Source organism: Mycolicibacterium baixiangningiae (assembly GCF_016313185.1).
Taxonomy (GTDB): Bacteria; Actinomycetota; Actinomycetes; order Mycobacteriales; family Mycobacteriaceae; genus Mycobacterium; species Mycobacterium baixiangningiae.
Genome location: NZ_CP066218.1, coordinates 1,289,384 through 1,305,617 on the forward strand (window position 1 = coordinate 1,289,384; position 16,234 = coordinate 1,305,617).

15 protein-coding genes are annotated in these 16,234 nt (G+C 68.2%); 11 read left to right on the forward strand and 4 right to left on the reverse strand.

Annotated elements, in window-relative coordinates; translation table 11 throughout:
• Nucleotides 1–11: 11 nt before the first annotated feature.
• The 6 genes from cobF to I7X18_RS06110 all read left to right on the forward strand — a co-directional run bounded on the left by cobF (nt 12) and on the right by I7X18_RS06110 (nt 3,828).
• Nucleotides 12–749 (forward strand): precorrin-6A synthase (deacetylating), encoded by a 738-nt coding sequence (gene cobF / locus I7X18_RS06085; RefSeq protein WP_193044091.1) that lies wholly within the window; start codon nt 12–14, stop codon nt 747–749.
• Between the two features lie 30 nt (nt 750–779).
• Nucleotides 780–1,172: a phage holin family protein gene (locus I7X18_RS06090; RefSeq protein ID WP_193044090.1), complete on the forward strand. Its 393-nt coding sequence runs from the start codon at nt 780–782 to the stop codon at nt 1,170–1,172.
• A gap of 16 nt (nt 1,173–1,188) precedes the next feature.
• Complete coding sequence (locus I7X18_RS06095) at nt 1,189–2,109, forward strand: Fpg/Nei family DNA glycosylase (protein ID WP_193044089.1); 921 nt, start codon at nt 1,189–1,191, stop codon at nt 2,107–2,109.
• Nucleotides 2,110–2,182: 73 nt separating this feature from the next.
• Nucleotides 2,183–2,932 carry an SDR family oxidoreductase gene (locus I7X18_RS06100; RefSeq protein ID WP_193044088.1) on the forward strand — a complete coding sequence of 250 codons (750 nt, stop codon included), beginning with the start codon at nt 2,183–2,185 and terminating at the stop codon, nt 2,930–2,932.
• A gap of 64 nt (nt 2,933–2,996) precedes the next feature.
• A complete protein-coding gene (locus I7X18_RS06105; RefSeq protein ID WP_193044087.1) occupies nt 2,997–3,290 on the forward strand; it encodes a helix-turn-helix transcriptional regulator in 294 nt (97 codons plus the stop codon).
• Nucleotides 3,283–3,828 carry a hypothetical protein gene (locus I7X18_RS06110; protein WP_193044086.1) on the forward strand — a complete coding sequence of 182 codons (546 nt, stop codon included), beginning with the start codon at nt 3,283–3,285 and terminating at the stop codon, nt 3,826–3,828. Before I7X18_RS06105 ends, I7X18_RS06110 begins: the two co-directional genes overlap by 8 nt.
• A gap of 25 nt (nt 3,829–3,853) precedes the next feature.
• Here the strand turns inward: I7X18_RS06110 and pgi are convergent, their stop codons facing one another.
• Complete coding sequence (gene pgi, locus I7X18_RS06115; protein WP_193044085.1) at nt 3,854–5,521, reverse strand: glucose-6-phosphate isomerase; 1,668 nt, start codon at nt 5,519–5,521, stop codon at nt 3,854–3,856.
• 49 nt (nt 5,522–5,570) lie between these two features.
• Here pgi and I7X18_RS06120 point away from each other — a divergent pair, with 49 nt between their 5' ends.
• Complete coding sequence (locus I7X18_RS06120) at nt 5,571–7,019, forward strand: NAD-dependent succinate-semialdehyde dehydrogenase (protein WP_193044084.1); 1,449 nt, start codon at nt 5,571–5,573, stop codon at nt 7,017–7,019.
• 159 nt (nt 7,020–7,178) lie between these two features.
• The gene (locus I7X18_RS06125; protein WP_193044083.1) at nt 7,179–9,227 is read left to right on the forward strand and encodes an SGNH/GDSL hydrolase family protein; all 2,049 of its coding nucleotides are present in this window, start codon (nt 7,179–7,181) and stop codon (nt 9,225–9,227) included.
• A gap of 48 nt (nt 9,228–9,275) precedes the next feature.
• Here I7X18_RS06125 and I7X18_RS06130 read toward each other — a convergent pair whose 3' ends face one another.
• Complete coding sequence (locus I7X18_RS06130) at nt 9,276–9,575, reverse strand: chorismate mutase (protein ID WP_193044082.1); 300 nt, start codon at nt 9,573–9,575, stop codon at nt 9,276–9,278.
• A gap of 197 nt (nt 9,576–9,772) precedes the next feature.
• Here I7X18_RS06130 and pcrA point away from each other — a divergent pair, with 197 nt between their 5' ends.
• A complete protein-coding gene (pcrA, locus tag I7X18_RS06135; protein WP_193044081.1) occupies nt 9,773–12,118 on the forward strand; it encodes a DNA helicase PcrA in 2,346 nt (781 codons plus the stop codon).
• Here pcrA and I7X18_RS06140 read toward each other — a convergent pair.
• The gene (locus I7X18_RS06140; protein WP_193044080.1) at nt 12,115–12,765 is read right to left on the reverse strand and encodes a hypothetical protein; all 651 of its coding nucleotides are present in this window, start codon (nt 12,763–12,765) and stop codon (nt 12,115–12,117) included. The genes pcrA and I7X18_RS06140 overlap by 4 nt on opposite strands.
• The gene (locus tag I7X18_RS06145; RefSeq protein ID WP_193044079.1) at nt 12,766–13,863 is read right to left on the reverse strand and encodes a M23 family metallopeptidase; all 1,098 of its coding nucleotides are present in this window, start codon (nt 13,861–13,863) and stop codon (nt 12,766–12,768) included.
• 263 nt (nt 13,864–14,126) lie between these two features.
• On the opposite strand from I7X18_RS06145, the gene sucC reads away from it, so the two are divergent.
• Both sucC and sucD read left to right on the forward strand, forming a co-directional pair.
• Complete coding sequence (gene sucC, locus I7X18_RS06150) at nt 14,127–15,290, forward strand: ADP-forming succinate--CoA ligase subunit beta (protein WP_193044078.1); 1,164 nt, start codon at nt 14,127–14,129, stop codon at nt 15,288–15,290.
• A gap of 15 nt (nt 15,291–15,305) precedes the next feature.
• On the forward strand, nt 15,306–16,220 hold the full coding sequence (gene sucD / locus I7X18_RS06155) for a succinate--CoA ligase subunit alpha (protein WP_193044077.1): 915 nt from the start codon (nt 15,306–15,308) through the stop codon (nt 16,218–16,220).
• Nucleotides 16,221–16,234: the final 14 nt, after the last annotated feature.

Genomic DNA, 16,234 nt, shown 5'->3' on the forward strand with positions numbered 1-16,234 from the left:
TACTCGCCTGCGTGACCCGACGGATCCATGTCATCGGCATCGGTGCAGGTGACCCGGACTACGTGACCGTTCAGGCGGTCGCGGCGCTCAACGACACCGACGTCTTCTTCGCCATGGACAAGGGCGAGGCGAAAGACGATCTGGTGGCGTTGCGCCGCCTGATCTGCGAACGGTTCATCCGCGAACCCGGCTACCGCTTCGTCGAACTGCCCGACCCGGTCAGGGCGAAGACCGGTGACTACCGCCAGGCCGTCGACGAATGGCACACCGCGCGGGCGCGGCTGTGGGCCGAGGCGATCCGCACCGAACTGCCCGAAAACGGTGTCGGCGCGTTCCTCGCCTGGGGCGACCCGTCGCTCTACGACAGCACGCTGCGCATTCTCGACCGGGTGGCCGGCCACGTCGAGTTCGACCACGACGTCATCCCCGGCGTCACCGCGATCCAGGCGCTCACCGCGCGGCACCGGATCCCGCTCAACGACGTCGGCGAACCCGTGCTCGTCACCACCGGGCGGCGACTGCGCGAACAGGGATTGGCGGGCTCCGCGGTGGTGATGCTCGACGGCGACTGCGCGTTCACCGAGACGCCCCCGCAGACCCGCATCTGGTGGGGCGCCTATCTCGGCACCGATGACGAGCTGCTGGTGTCGGGCACCGTCGGCGAGGTGGGGGAGCGGATCGTGATGATGCGCGCGGAGGCGCGGGCCCGGCACGGCTGGATCATGGACACCTATCTGCTCCGCGCCTGAACCCGCCGTCCACCGTGCGAAGATCAGCCCATGGGTAGCTTCCTGCTGCGGGCCGCGGTCACCGGGGTGGCGTTGTGGGTGGTGACGCAACTGGTCTCGGGGATGGAGTTCGTCGGCGGCGACAACTCGGCGCAGCGGATCGCCATCATCTTCGTCGTGGCGGTGGTGTTCGGCCTCGTCAACGCGATCGTCAAACCGATCGTGCAGCTCATGTCGATCCCGCTGTACATTCTCACGCTCGGGCTCTTCCACATCGTCATCAACGCGCTGATGCTGTGGCTGACCGCGTGGATCACCGAGCACACCACCCACTGGGGGCTCTACATCGACGACTTCTGGTGGACGGCGATCTGGGCCGGCATCCTGCTGTCGATCGTGAGTTGGGTGCTGTCTTTGCTCAGCGGCGGTCTGATCAAGCGCTGACCGGCACACTGGACCCATGCCGGAACTACCCGAGGTCGAAGCACTGGCCGACCACCTGCGGCGCAACGCCGTCGGACTGCCGATCGGACGCGTCGACGTGTCGGCGTTCTCGGTGCTCAAGACATTCGACCCGCCGATCACCGCACTGCATGGACGCGAGGTCACCGACGCCCACCGCTGGGGGAAGTACCTCGGGCTGCAGGCCGGCGACCTGCACCTGATCACCCATCTGTCGCGCGCCGGCTGGCTGCGCTGGTCGGACAAGCTGGCGGGCGCACCCCTGAAACCCGGTAAGGGGCCCATCGCGCTGCGGGTGCACCTCGGCACGCCCGGGGAGGCACATCGGCCCGATGTCGCCGCCGGGGCGGCTCGGCCCGATGTCGCCGCCGGGGCGGCTCCGGGATTCGACCTCACCGAGGCGGGCACCCAGAAACGCCTGGCGGTCTGGCTCGTCGACGACCCCACCCTGGTGCCCGGCATCGCCACGCTGGGGCCCGACGCGCTGGAGCTGACGGCCGAGGATCTCGGCGCGCTGCTGGCGAAGCAGGGCGGGCGCATCAAGACCGTCATCACCGATCAGAAGGTGATCGCCGGCATCGGCAACGCCTACAGCGACGAGATCCTGCACGTCGCCCAGTTGTCGCCGTTCGCCACCGCCAACAAGCTGACCGCCGCCCAACTCGGCGGCCTGCACGACGCGATGATCTCGGTGCTGACCGACGCGGTGTCGCGGTCGGTGGGGCAGCAGGCCGCCACCCTCAAGGGCGAGAAGCGATCCGGGTTGCGGGTGCACGCACGCACCGGGCTGCCGTGTCCGGTCTGCGGGGACACGGTGCGCGAGGTGTCGTTCGCCGACAAGTCGTTCCAGTACTGCCCGACCTGTCAGACCGGCGGCAAGGTGCTCGCCGACCGGCGGATGTCACGGCTGCTCAAATAGTGGTGATTTGGGCGTGTGTGGTCGCGCTGGGCGCAACCCACCACGCCGAAATCACTGCCGTTACGCTGCCCGGATGACCCGCCAGAGAATCCTGATCACCGGGGCGAGCTCCGGACTGGGCGCAGGAATGGCCCGGGCGTTCGCCGCCAAGGGCCGCGACCTCGCGTTGTGCGCCCGCCGCGTCGACCGGCTCGATGAGCTGAAAAACGAACTGACGCAACGGTATCCGAACATCACGGTCGCGGTCGCCGAACTCGACGTCAACGACCACGACCAGGTGCCGAAGGTGTTCGCGGCGCTGGCCGACGAACTCGGCGGCATCGACCGCGTCATCGTCAACGCCGGAGTCGGCAAGGGCGCACCGCTGGGCTCGGGCAAGCTGTGGGCCAACAAGGCGACCATCGAGACCAACCTCGTCGCGGCGCTCGTGCAGATCGAGACGGCGCTCGAGATGTTCAAGCACACCGGCAGCGGCCATCTCGTGCTGATCTCGTCGGTACTGGGCAATAAGGGTGTGCCGGGCGTGAAGGCCGCCTACGCCGCGAGCAAGGCCGGGGTGTCCTCGCTGGGGGAGTCGCTGCGCGCCGAGTACGCGAAGGGGCCGATCCGCGTCACCGTCCTCGAACCCGGCTACATCGAATCGGAGATGACCGCGAAGTCCGCGTCGACGATGCTCATGACCGACACCGAGACCGGCGTCGCCGCGATGGTCCGCGTGATCGAGAAGGAGTCCGGCCGCGCCGCCGTGCCGTGGTGGCCGTGGGCGCCGCTGGTGCAGGTGATGCGGGTGCTGCCGCCGCGGCTGACCAAACTGTTCGGGTAATTCCGGCGCGCTGGGCCGTTGTCCACGGTTGACATATCGTTGGGTTTTCCCAATACTTCGTTGTATGAGTCCGGTGAGACGGGGCCAGGCGCTTCCGATCCACAACCGCATCGGCGTCCTGCGCGCCGAGCGGCGCATGTCGCGGGCTGAGCTGGCGGATCTGATCGACGTGAACCCGCAGACCGTCGGCGCGCTGGAGCGCGGAGACCACTACCCGAGCCTCGATCTGGCGTTCCGGATCTGCGACGTCTTCAACCTGCCGGTCGAGGCCGTGTTCTCCCGCACGGAATTCGTCCCGCTGTCCGCCGAGCTCTACCGCAGCACACGACGAGCCAAAGGAGACGACCCCGATGTCTGAGACGTCCGTGCCAGCCGACCGAACCCTGATCGACCGATACCAGGACTACCGCACCCGCCGATTCCTCAAGACCGAGCGCGCCTACGCCAACAAGCTGCCCGGTTGGCGCAGCCAGCCCCGGCGTCGACTCCTGGTCATCGTGCTCGCCGCGACGTTCGCCTTCATGTTCGCGGTGAGTGTGTTGTGCGCGTTCGGGATCGACTGGGCGCCGCTGCTGTGGCTGCCCGCGTGCCTGGTGTTCTTGCCGGCCTGGACCATGCTCCAGATCGTGTCCGGCCGTCAGGGCGACGCGCCCCAGGCGGCGCTCGACGAGTACGAGGTGCAGCAACGCAACAGCGCGCGTTCGATCGGTCTGACCGTGACGCAGTACCTGATGCTCGTACCGATCTTCTACCTGGTCTTCGGCGCAACCCTCACCGGCGGCACGGATACCGACATGGCCTATGCCGGCGGGTCGATGGCGCTGGCCGTGCTGCTGGTCGGCGGGTGCCTGCCCGCGATGATCCTCGGTTGGATCCGGCCAGACCCCGAAGCCTAGGCTGAGCGACCTCGCTCAGTCCGGCTCAGGCCGATCGACCTCGCTCCGCTCGGTAGCGCCGCACCAGCGCATCGGTCGAGGTGTCCGACTGTTCGGCGGGCGAACCGTCGCCGGTGAGGACCGGCAGCAGCGCCTTGGCCTGGGTCTTGCCCAGCTCGACACCCCACTGGTCGAACGAGTCGATACCCCAGATGACCCCCTCGGTGAACACCTGGTGTTCGTAGAGCGCGATCAACTGGCCGACCACCGACGGCGTCAGCTTGGTCGCGAGAATGCTTGTCGTGGGCCGGTTTCCGGGCATCACCTTGTGCGGTACGACGTTGGCCGAGGTGCCCTCGGCGGCAATCTCCTCGGCGGTCTTACCGAACGCCAGCACCTGGGTCTGGGCGAAGAAGTTGCTCATCAGCAGGTCGTGCATGCTGCCGGTGCCGTCAGCGGTCGGCAGATCGTCGGTGGGCTGGCTGAACCCGATGAAATCGGCCGGCACCAGCCGCGTGCCCTGGTGCAGCAATTGGTAGAACGCGTGCTGGCCGTTGGTGCCCGGTTCACCCCAGAAGATCTCACCGGTGTCGGTGACGACGGGGGTGCCGTCGGCGCGCACCGACTTGCCGTTGGACTCCATCGTCAGCTGCTGCAGATACGCCGCGAACCGCGACAGGTCGTTGGAGTACGGCAGCACCGCCCGCGACTGCGCGCCGAAGAAACTCGAATACCACAGGCCGATCAGCCCCAGGAGCGCCGGCGCGTTCGCGTCCAGCGGTGCGGTGCGGAAATGCTCGTCGACGATGTGGAAACCGTCCAGGAACTCGGCGAACCGCTCCTTGCCGATCACGGCCATCACGCTCAACCCGATGGCACTGTCCACCGAGTAGCGCCCACCGACCCAGTCCCAGAAGCCGAACATGTTGTCGGTGTTGATGCCGAACTCGTCGACCAGGCGCTTGTTCGTCGACACCGCGACGAAGTGCTTGCTCACCGCGGCGTCACCCAGTGTGTCGGTCAGCCAGCGCCGCGCCGCGGTCGCGTTGGTCAGCGTCTCCAGCGTGGAGAACGTCTTGGAGGCGACGATGAAAAGCGTTGTGGCAGGGTCGAGTCCGTCGAGCTTCGCGACCAGGTCGGCCGGGTCGACGTTGGACACGAACCGCGCCGAGATCCCGGCGTCGGCGTAGTGGCGCAGCGCCTCGTAGACCATCACCGGGCCGAGGTCCGAGCCGCCGATACCGATGTTGACGACGGTGGTGATGCGCTCACCCGTCGCGCCCGTCCACTCGCCGCTGCGCAGCCGGTCGGTGAAATCGCCCATCCGGGTCAGCACGTCGTGCACGTCGGCGACCACGTCCTGCCCGTCGACGGTCAGCTTCGCGTCGCGGGGCAGCCGCAGCGCGGTGTGCAGCACCGCACGGTCCTCGGAGGTGTTGATGTGCACCCCCGAGAACATCGCGTCGCGGCGTTGCTCCAAGTCGGCGGCGCGGGCCAGATCGACGAGCAGCCGCAGGGTTTCCCCGGTGACGCGGTGCTTGCTGTAGTCGATGTAGAGATCGCCCACCGACACCGTCAGTTCCGTGCCGCGCGACGGTTCCTGGTCGAACAGCTCCCGCAGGTGCGTTCCGGCGATTTGATCATGATGGCGCTGGAGCGCCTGCCATGCGGGGGTGGCTGCGATGTCGGCGATCTGGGGCTCGTCGGAATCCATGCCCAAACCCTAGTGCGGTAACGCAAAAGAAGGCGTAGAGAATTGACCTATGGACACCACCGCTCTGCTGAAGTCAGTTCCCACCGGCCTGTGGATCGGCGGTGAGGAACGCCAGGCGAAGTCGACGTTCAACGTGCTGGATCCCAGCAACGACGAGGTGCTGGTCGCCGTCGGCGACGCGACCGCCGAGGATGCGGTCGCCGCACTCGACGCGGCGTGCGCGGTGCAGGCCGAATGGGCGGCCACCCCGGCGCGTCAGCGCGGCGAGATCCTGCGGTCGGTCTTCGAGGCGATCACCGCCCAGGCCGACGACATCGCCGCGTTGATGACCCTCGAGATGGGCAAGGTGCTCGCGGAGAGCAAGGGGGAGGTCACCTACGGCGCCGAGTTCTTCCGCTGGTTCGCCGAAGAGGCCGTCCGCATCGGCGGCCGCTACACGCCCAGTCCGGCGGGCACCGGCCGCATCATCGTCACCAAACAGCCCGTCGGCCCCTGCTACGCGATCACCCCGTGGAACTTCCCGCTCGCGATGGGCACCCGCAAGATGGGCCCCGCGTTCGCCGCCGGCTGCACGATGATCGTCAAACCCGCGCAGGAAACCCCGTTGACCATGCTGTACCTGGCCAAGCTCATGGCTGAGGCCGGACTGCCCAAGGGCGTGCTGTCGGTGCTGCCGACCAGCAGCCCCGGACCGGTCACCGAGGCGCTCATCGACGACGGCCGGTTGCGCAAGCTGACCTTCACCGGGTCCACGGGCGTGGGTAAGGCACTGGTGAAACAGTCCGCCGACAAGCTGCTGCGCACCTCCATGGAACTGGGCGGCAACGCACCGTTCATCGTGTTCGACGATGCCGACGTCGACGCCGCCGTGGACGGCGCGATGCTGGCCAAGATGCGCAACGGCGGTGAGGCGTGCACTGCGGCCAACCGCTTCCACGTCGCCAACTCCGTGCGCGAGGAGTTCACCGAGAAGCTGGTCAAGCGGATGAGCGAGGTCACCCTCGGCAACGGTCTCGACGAATCGTCGACGCTCGGCCCGCTGATCAATTCCAAGCAGCTCTCGAAGGTGACCGAACTGGTCTCCGACGCCGTGTCGCGCGGAGCGACCGTCGCCGTCGGCGGCGTCGCACCCGGCGGCCCCGGCAATTTCTACCCGGCGACAGTGCTCGCCGACGTCCCCGGCGACGCCCGCATCCTCAAGGAGGAGGTGTTCGGCCCCGTCGCGCCCATCACCGGATTCGACACCGAGGACGAGGGCATCGCCGCGGCGAACGACACCGAATACGGGCTCGCGGCCTACGTCTACACCCAGTCCCTGGACCGTGCGCTGCGCGTCGCCGAGGCCATCGAATCCGGCATGGTCGGGGTGAACCGCGGGGTGATCAGTGATGCCGCCGCCCCGTTCGGCGGCATCAAGGAGTCCGGCTTCGGCCGCGAAGGCGGCACCGAAGGCATCGAGGAGTACCTCGACACGAAATACATCGCGCTGACGAAGTAGGTCACTTTCTCTGCGCGAGCAGACGCAGAACTGCCCGTTTTTCCGCGAATCGGGACACTTTTGCGTCTGCTCGCGAAGAGGGCGGTGCGCCTTCCGGATTCGGCGTCGCGGCCGCCATAGACTTCCCTGCTCGTAACAGATTTGGGAGGCGCCGGAGACGTGACTGCCGTGACTGCGGCGCCGGTCCGCGTTGCTGCACGCCGGCGGTGGGTGGCGCCGGTAGCGGGCCACCCGCGCCGCGGCACGGCCGGGCGCCGTGAGATCCGCGCGCTCGACGGGATCCGCGCCGTCGCGGTGGGCCTGGTGCTCGCCGATCACGGTGGACTGCCCGGGGTATCGGGCGGCTTCCTCGGCGTCGACGTCTTCTTCGTCCTCAGCGGATTCCTGATCACCTCGCTGCTGCTCGACGAACTCGGCCGCACCGGCCGGGTCGACCTGCGGGGGTTCTGGATCCGCCGGGCCCGCCGCCTGCTGCCCGCCCTGCTCGCGATGGTGCTCGCCGTCGTCGCGGCGCGGGTGTTCTTCCCGCCCGACGCCGTCACCTCCCTGCGCGAGGATGCCGTCGCCGCGTTCTTCTGGGTCGCCAACTGGGCTTTTGTGGCCCAGCAGACCGACTACTTCTCCCAGGGCAGCCCGCCCTCGCCGCTGCAGCACGCCTGGTCGCTCGGCGTCGAAGAGCAGTTCTACCTGGTGTGGCCGCTGCTGCTGGTCGCCGTCGTCGGCGTGCTGGCGTTTCGCCGTTCGGCGCCCACCCTGCGCGCCGTGCGCTGGGGGATGTTCGGGCTGGCGGTGGTCGGCGCGTCAGCGTCGGCCGCGGCAGCTGTCCTGCTGACCTCCGACGGGACGGCCAACCGGGTCTACTTCGGCACCGACACCCGGGTGCAGGCCCTTCTGATCGGCGCTGCCGCGGCCGCCCTGCTGGTGCGCGACTGGTCGACGGTCACGATGGGCTCGCCGATCCGCGGGCGCTGGGGCCGGTGGGCGGCCCGGCTGCTGTCGGTGATCGGGCTGGCCGGTCTGGCTGCGCTGGCGCACTATGCGACGGGCGCGCCGGCCGAGTACCGGATGGGGTTGTTCACCGCGACGGCGGCCGCGGGGGTGCTCGTCGTCGCCACGGTGGCGCTGGACCAGCGTGGTCCGGTCGCGCGCCTGCTCGCCTGCCGACCGCTGGTGTGGCTGGGCGCCGTCTCCTACGGCGTGTACCTGTGGCACTGGCCGATCTTCCTGATCCTCAACGGCGAACGCACCGGCTGGGCGGGCTGGCCGCTGTTCGCCGCCCGCTGCGCGGCGACGCTCTCGGTGGCCGTGCTGAGCTACTGGCTGCTGGAACGGCCGATCCGGCAGTGGCGGCCGGCCACCGTGCCGCAGCTTCCGCTCGCGCTGGCCACCGCCGCGACGGCCGCCGTCGTGACGATCTCGGTGGTGCCCGTCGGTGTGCACCCCGCCGACGACCTCCCGCCCGGCGGACCGCTCGACATCGCCTCGGCCGCGGCGGTGCTGCCGGAACGACCGGTGGCCATCGGCGCCGCGGGTGTGCAACGGCCGCCGGGCACCCGCAGCGTCGCGGTGTTCGGCGATTCGGTGGCGTGGACGCTGATGCGGTATCTCCCGGAAACCCCGGGGCTGCACTTCTCCAACTACACGACCATCGGCTGCGGCATCGCCCGCGGCGGGCCCTACCGTACGACCGGGCAGACGCTGACGCAGAAGCCGGAGTGCGAGACGTGGCCGAGCCGCTGGGCGCAGCGCATCAGCCATGACCGGCCCGACGTCGTGCTGTTGATGGTCGGGCGCTGGGAACTGGTCGACCGCGTCAACGAGGGGGAGTGGACGCACGTCGGCGACCCGGCGTACGACGCCTACCTGCGCGGGGAGCTGGACCGGGCGCTCGACATCCTGGGTTCGACGGGCGCGCGCGTGGTCGTGACGACCGCGCCCTACAACCGGCGGGCCGAACAGGCCGACGGCAGCCTGTATCCGGAGGACGATCCGGACCGCGCCGACGCATGGAACGACCTGCTGGCCGAGGCGACCGCGAAGCGGCCCAACGTCACGGTGCTCGACCTCAACGAGAAGCTCTCACCCCGCGGCTACTACACCAACCGGATCGACGGCATCCAGATGCGCAGCGACGGCGTGCATCCGACACCGGAGGCGGTCGAATGGCTGACGCCGTGGCTGACGAAGGCGCTCTCTGCCGCGAGGTGATTTCGGCGTGCGCAGTCGCGCTGACCGCGACTGCGCACGCCGAAATCGCTAGTGGCCGAGGCGGCCGCGGCCCAGGCGCAGCAGCAGCATCGCGAGGTCCTTGCCCTCCGGGCCGAGCACGCTGTAGCGCTCGATGACCTTCATCTCACGGTTGTGCACCAGACGGGTGCCGCCGGAGGCCATCCGGACCTTGCCGATGATCTTGGAGACCTCGGCGCGCCGCTGCACGGCCGCGAGGATGGCGGCGTCGAGGTCGTCGATCTCCTGGCGCAGGGCGTCGATGTCGGGCGACGGGTCTGTTTCGATGCTCATCTCGGACTCCTCGTTGTGTGGGGGTGGTGGTCTCATCCGGTTTCGGGCCTCACACAAGAGAAGAGCCCCGGATCCGGAAGCGGACCGCGGGGCTGGGGAAGCAGCTAGACCACGGGCACCGCAGGCCGGTACCCGTAGAAAAATCGCTGCGTGTCACGCACGGTAGTCAGTGTGCCACTCGCGGCCGTGCCAGCGCAAAGAGTGTCACCGCACGGCGGTAAGTTGGGGCAGACATGAGTGTGAACGTGACTGAACCGAGATCCAGGCCCGACAGCGGGCCCGAGGAGCTGCTCGACGGCCTCAACCCCCAGCAGCGCCAGGCGGTTCTGCACGAGGGCTCGCCCCTGCTGATCGTGGCCGGTGCGGGTTCGGGCAAGACCGCGGTGCTGACCCGCCGCATCGCCTACCTGCTGGCCGCCCGCGACGTCGGTGTGGGTCAGGTGCTGGCCATCACGTTCACCAACAAGGCCGCCGCGGAGATGCGCGAACGCGTGGTGGGGCTGGTGGGTCCGCGCGCCCGATCCATGTGGGTGTCGACATTCCACTCCACCTGCGTGCGGATCCTGCGCAACCAGGCGACACTGCTGCCCGGCCTGAACTCGAACTTCTCGATCTACGACGCCGACGATTCCCGCCGGTTGCTGCTGATGATCGGCAAGGATATGGGCCTGGACACCAAGAAGTACTCGCCCCGCCTGCTGTCCAACGGCATCTCCAACCTGAAGAACGAGCTGATCGGGCCCGAACAGGCCGCCGCCGAGGCGTCGGAGGCCGCCGACGACCTGGCCCGCATCATCGCCGAGGTCTACGCGGAGTACCAGCGCCGGCTGCGGTCGGCGAACGCACTCGACTTCGACGACCTGATCGGTGAGACGGTCGCTGTGCTGCAGCGTTTCCCGCAGATCGCGCAGTACTACCGCCGCCGGTTCCGCCACATCCTGGTCGACGAGTACCAGGACACCAACCACGCCCAGTACATGCTGGTGCGTGAGCTGGTGGGCCACGACCTCCCCGAGGACGACGGGGTGCCTCCCGCGGAGTTGTGCGTGGTGGGCGACGCCGACCAGTCGATCTACGCGTTCCGCGGCGCCACGATCCGCAACATCGAGGACTTCGAGCGGGACTACCCCAACGCCACGACCATCCTGCTGGAGCAGAACTACCGCTCCACCCAGACCATCCTCAACGCCGCCAACTCGGTGATCGCCCGCAACACCGGCCGGCGGGAGAAGCGGCTGTGGACCGACTCCGGCCAAGGTGAGCTGATCGTCGGCTACGTCGCCGACAACGAGCACGACGAGGCCCGCTTCGTCGCGAGTGAGATCGACCGGCTCGCCGACCAGGGTGGCTACAACTACTCAGACGTCGCGGTGTTCTACCGCACCAACAACAACTCACGCGCACTCGAAGAGGTGTTCATCCGCGCCGGCATCCCGTACAAGGTGGTCGGCGGCGTTCGCTTCTACGAGCGCAGGGAGATCCGCGACATCGTCGCCTACCTGCGGGTGCTCGACAACCCCGGTGATTCGGTGAGCATGCGCCGCATCCTCAACACCCCGCGGCGCGGGATCGGCGACCGGGCGGAGGCGTGCGTCGCGGTGTACGCCGAGAACACCGGCAGCAGCTTCAACGACGCCCTTCAGGCCGCGGCCGAGGGCAGGGTGCCGATGCTCAACACCCGCTCGGAGAAGTGCATCACGAGCTTCGTGCAGATGCTCGACGATCTGCGCGGCCGCCTGGGCGACGAACTCGGTGAGCTGGTCGAGGCGGTGCTCGACCGCACCGGCTACCGCGCGGAGCTCGAAGCGTCCAACGATCCGCAGGACCTCGCACGGCTGGACAACCTCAACGAATTGGTCAGCGTCGCGCACGAATTCAGCATCGACCGGGCCAACGCCGCCGCACTGGCCGAGGACCTCGACGAACCGGTCGACGAGGACGTCCCCGACACCGGTGTGCTGGCCCAGTTCCTCGAGCGGGTGTCACTGGTAGCCGACGCCGACGACATCCCCGAGCACGGCTCGGGCGTCGTCACCATGATGACGCTGCACACCGCCAAGGGGCTGGAGTTCCCGGTCGTGTTCGTCACCGGCTGGGAGGACGGCATGTTCCCGCACATGCGGGCCCTGGGCGACCCGAACGAACTGTCCGAGGAACGCCGACTGGCCTACGTGGGCATCACCCGGGCCCGGCAACGGCTCTACCTCAGCCGGGCGAAGGTGCGCTCGTCGTGGGGGCAGCCGATGCTCAATCCCGAATCGCGGTTCCTGCGCGAGATTCCGCAGGAACTCATCGAGTGGCGGCGCACCGATCCGACGCCGTCGTTCAGCGCACCGGTCAGCGGTGCGGGGCGGTTCGGCTCACCAGATCAGCGACGACCGGCCCCCGGCCGGTCCGGTGCGGGTAAGCGCCCGTTGATCGTGCTCGAGCCCGGCGACCGCATCACCCACGACAAGTACGGGCTGGGCCGCGTCGAGGAGGTGTCCGGGGTCGGTGAGTCGGCTATGTCGCTGATCGATTTCGGCAGCGCCGGACGCGTCAAGCTCATGCACAACCACGCGCCGGTGAGCAAGCTCTAGCCCGGCTGGGCCCATCGTCCGGTGCTGGGCAGCAGCGTCAGCACGATCGCCGCCAGCGGCAGCACGGGGATCGCGTAGACGATCCACGGGAACTTCGCCCCGGCGACGAACAGGCTGCCGAAGATCAGCAGCCCGATGACGCAGCCGACGACGATCAGCAGGCGGCTCATCCGCCGGCGCAGCAGCAGCATGACCAGCCCGCCGATCGATGCTGCGGCGGAGATCGTCGTGAGGAATCCGATGGCCACGCAGAACAACCGGTCGGTCTGCCACCACCCGGCGATGAGATCGGTGGCGATGACCGCCGTCGCCCATCCGGACAGGATCGCGAGCACCGCCGCGGCGACCGCGGTGCGCGGATGCGCGATCAGCCCCGTTCGGGGGATCTCCACCGGCCGGGGCCGCGGGATGTACGACGTCTGTGTGCCATCGTCGACCACAGGCGGTTCGATGTAGCTGGTCTGCGGTTCGTGGCTGACCGTGGGGAGTCCGCCGGTCGGGTGACGGCGGATGATGCCGGTCGGCGGATCGCTGGACGGCACGGGAATCGCGCCGGTCGGGTGCCGACGGATGATGCCCGTCTTGGGGTCGTCCTGAGTGGCCTGGGCCGGATCGTCTGGGTGGCCAGTCGAGTCAGCAGCGCTCACTCAGCCAACATAGCTGCCGGTGGTGACGCCCCGCTTGGACAACCACCCCACCGGATCGACGCGGTTCGCACCGCCGAGCAGCACCTCGAAGTGCAGGTGCGGTCCGGTCGAATTGCCGCGATTACCCATCGTCGCGATCTGGTCGCCGGCCATCACCTGCTCGCCGACGCTCACCGACCAGGTGTTCAGATGACCGTAGAGCGTCACCGTGCCGTCGGCGTGGCGCAGCTTGACCCAGGCGCCGTAGCCGGCGGTCGGGCCGACGTCGGTGACGACACCGTCGGCGGCGGCCAGGATCGGCGTGCCGATCGGTCCGGCGACGTCGATACCGCCGTGCAGCACACCCCAGCGGTAACCGAACCCGGACGTCCACACGCCCTTCGTGGGCATCACGTACAGGGGGCGCAGCTGGCGCGCCTCGCGTTCGGCGCGCTCCTGGGCGAACGCGGCGGCCTTCTGGATCTCCTCGGTGTGCACGGAGGCGTTGGCGGTCGAGGCAACCGACACGATCTGCATGCCGTCGACAGAGCCCGTGATGGATGCACCCTCGACCGTGGTCGAGCCCGCTGCCAGCACCGTGTCGGTGGTCGCCGGGGCGGAGTTCTGCGTCATCGTGTACGCGCCTGCGGCGGTCGCGCCCGCGGCCATGGCGGCGATCACCAGACGGCTCTTGATCGGGCCTTCGACGTCCTTGCGGTGCGACCCCCCACGGCGAGCGCGGAGATCGATGACGCCGGTGGCGGCGTTCCCGTCGCTGACGTCGGTGTGGCTGTCGCGGTAGGCGCGGGTGCGGCGCGGGACAGCGGAGCCGGCGGCGGGCGCATCGTTGGCGCGGAACTGCGCGGGGACGGCCAGTCGCAGCGGGATCAGGTCGTCGGTGTCGTGCAGGTCGTCGAGTTCGGGGGCGCTGATGACCTGCGCCTCACGATCGAAGGCGGTGCTGTCACGGAAGTCGAGATCAGCCAGGTCACCGAACTCGTTGAACGGGATGATGTCGGTGATCTCAGCGGCGCGCTCGGCGGGGATCGAAACCACCTGGCGCAGGCGGGCGTTCGTCGACGCTCCCTCGCGGGACCTGGACGAACGATGCGCTGCCAACCTGAAGAATCCTTTGTCGTGACCAGAATGTGACCTATCAAGACCAGATGGCACGTTAACCAAATCCCAATGTGGGTGGCAACCCGTGAGGGCGATGCGCGCGGTTTTGTGACGTGTATCACGTTCGGGGCGCGGTGAGATCTCCCACATCCACGGTGGGCGGTGACGACCGGCTCAGCCGGTGTGGATAAAGTTCCCCACAGCCCCCTGGGTGCAAACCTTCTCGATAAACGTGAACGTCAACGCAGACAGACAGTGAGTCCATGGACCTTTTCGAGTACCAGGCGAAGGAGCTGTTCGCCAAGCACAACGTTCCGACCACGCCCGGCCGGGTGACCGACACCGCAGAAGACGCCAAAGCGATCGCCGAGGAGATCGGCAAGCCGGTCATGGTCAAGGCGCAGGTCAAGGTCGGCGGCCGCGGTAAGGCCGGTGGCGTGAAGTACGCCGCCACCGCCGACGACGCGTTCACCCACGCGCAGAACATCCTCGGCCTCGACATCAAGGGCCACGTCGTCAAGAAGCTGCTGGTCGCCGAGGCGAGTGACATCGCCGAGGAGTACTACATCTCGTTCCTGCTCGACCGCTCCAACCGCACCTACCTGGCGATGTGCTCGGTCGAGGGCGGGATGGAGATCGAAGAGGTCGCCGCCACCAAGCCCGACCGCCTGGCCAAGGTGCCGGTCGACGCCGTCAAGGGTGTCGACGAGGCGTTCGCCCGCTCCATCGCCGAGCAGGGCCACCTGCCCGCGGAGGTGCTCGACGCCGCCGCCGTGACGATCCAGAAGCTGTGGGAGGTGTTCATCGGCGAGGACGCCACCCTGGTCGAGGTGAACCCGCTCGTCCGCACGCCGGACGATCAGATCCTGGCCCTCGACGGCAAGGTCACCCTCGACGCCAACGCCGACTTCCGTCAGCCGGGCCACAAGGAGTTCGAAGACAAGGACGCCACCGATCCTCTCGAGCTCAAGGCCAAGGAGAACGACCTCAACTACGTCAAGCTCGACGGCCAGGTCGGCATCATCGGCAACGGCGCGGGTCTGGTCATGTCCACCCTCGACGTGGTGGCCTACGCCGGCGAGAAGCACGGTGGGGTCAAGCCCGCCAACTTCCTCGACATCGGCGGCGGTGCCTCGGCCGAGGTGATGGCCAACGGGCTCGACGTCATCCTGAACGACGCACAGGTCAAGAGCGTGTTCGTCAACGTCTTCGGCGGCATCACTGCCTGTGACGCGGTGGCCACCGGCATCGTCGGCGCGCTCGAGAAGCTCGGCGACGAGGCCAACAAGCCGCTCGTTGTCCGGCTGGACGGCAACAACGTCGAAGAAGGCCGTCGCATCCTCGCCGAGGCCAATCATCCGCTGGTCGTCCAAGCCGAGACCATGGACGCCGGGGCCGACAAAGCCGCCGAGCTGGCCAACAAGTAAGGGAGCCAACGGAATATGTCTATCTTTCTGAACAAGGACTCCAAGGTCATCGTCCAGGGCATCACCGGCGGCGAGGGCACCAAACACACCGCGCTGATGCTCAAGGCCGGCACTCAGGTCGTCGGCGGCGTCAACGCCCGCAAGGCGGGCACGAAGGTCGCCCATAAGGACAAGGACGGCAACGACATCGAGCTGCCGGTGTTCGGCAGCGTTGCGGAAGCCATGAAGGAGACCGGCGCCGACGTGTCGATCGCCTTCGTGCCGCCGGCCTTCTCGAAGGACGCCATCATCGAGGCGATCGACGCCGAGATCCCGCTGCTGGTCGTCATCACCGAGGGAATCCCGGTGCAGGACAGCGCCTATGCGTGGGCCTACAACCTGGAAAAAGGTGGAGAGAAGGGCCCGAAGACCCGGATCATCGGCCCGAACTGCCCCGGCATCATCACCCCCGGCGAGTCGCTGGTCGGCATCACGCCGAACAACATCACCGGTAAGGGCCCGATCGGCCTGGTGTCGAAGTCCGGCACGCTGACCTACCAGATGATGTACGAGCTGCGCGATCTCGGCTTCTCCACTGCCATCGGCATCGGCGGCGACCCGGTCATCGGCACCACCCACATCGACGCCATCGAGGCGTTCGAGAAGGATCCCGAGACCAAGCTGATCGTGATGATCGGTGAGATCGGCGGCGACGCCGAGGAGAAGGCCGCCGACTACATCAAGGCCAACGTCACCAAGCCGGTCGTCGGCTACGTCGCGGGCTTCACCGCTCCGGAGGGCAAGACCATGGGCCACGCCGGCGCCATCGTCTCCGACGGTGCGGGCACCGCTGCGGGCAAGCAGGAGGCGCTCGAGGCGGCCGGCGTGAAGGTCGGCAAGACCCCGTCGGAGACCGCCGCACTCGCCCGCGAGATCCTGCAGAACCAGTAGCACTTTTCCTGCGC

Excerpts from the sequence above, each read along its gene's own strand:
- I7X18_RS06100 (WP_193044088.1), top strand. The coding sequence starts at position 2,183 with ATGACCCGCCAGAGAATCCTGATCACCGGGGCGAGCTCCGGACTGGGC.
- I7X18_RS06110 (WP_193044086.1), top strand. The coding sequence starts at position 3,283 with ATGTCTGAGACGTCCGTGCCAGCCGACCGAACCCTGATCGACCGATAC.
- I7X18_RS06105 (WP_193044087.1), top strand. The coding sequence starts at position 2,997 with ATGAGTCCGGTGAGACGGGGCCAGGCGCTTCCGATCCACAACCGCATC.
- pgi (WP_193044085.1), bottom strand. The coding sequence starts at position 5,521 with ATGGATTCCGACGAGCCCCAGATCGCCGACATCGCAGCCACCCCCGCA.
- I7X18_RS06130 (WP_193044082.1), bottom strand. The coding sequence starts at position 9,575 with ATGAGACCACCACCCCCACACAACGAGGAGTCCGAGATGAGCATCGAA.
- I7X18_RS06095 (WP_193044089.1), top strand. The coding sequence starts at position 1,189 with ATGCCGGAACTACCCGAGGTCGAAGCACTGGCCGACCACCTGCGGCGC.
- I7X18_RS06120 (WP_193044084.1), top strand. The coding sequence starts at position 5,571 with ATGGACACCACCGCTCTGCTGAAGTCAGTTCCCACCGGCCTGTGGATC.
- pcrA (WP_193044081.1), top strand. The coding sequence starts at position 9,773 with ATGAGTGTGAACGTGACTGAACCGAGATCCAGGCCCGACAGCGGGCCC.
- sucD (WP_193044077.1), top strand. The coding sequence starts at position 15,306 with ATGTCTATCTTTCTGAACAAGGACTCCAAGGTCATCGTCCAGGGCATC.
- I7X18_RS06090 (WP_193044090.1), top strand. The coding sequence starts at position 780 with ATGGGTAGCTTCCTGCTGCGGGCCGCGGTCACCGGGGTGGCGTTGTGG.
- sucC (WP_193044078.1), top strand. The coding sequence starts at position 14,127 with ATGGACCTTTTCGAGTACCAGGCGAAGGAGCTGTTCGCCAAGCACAAC.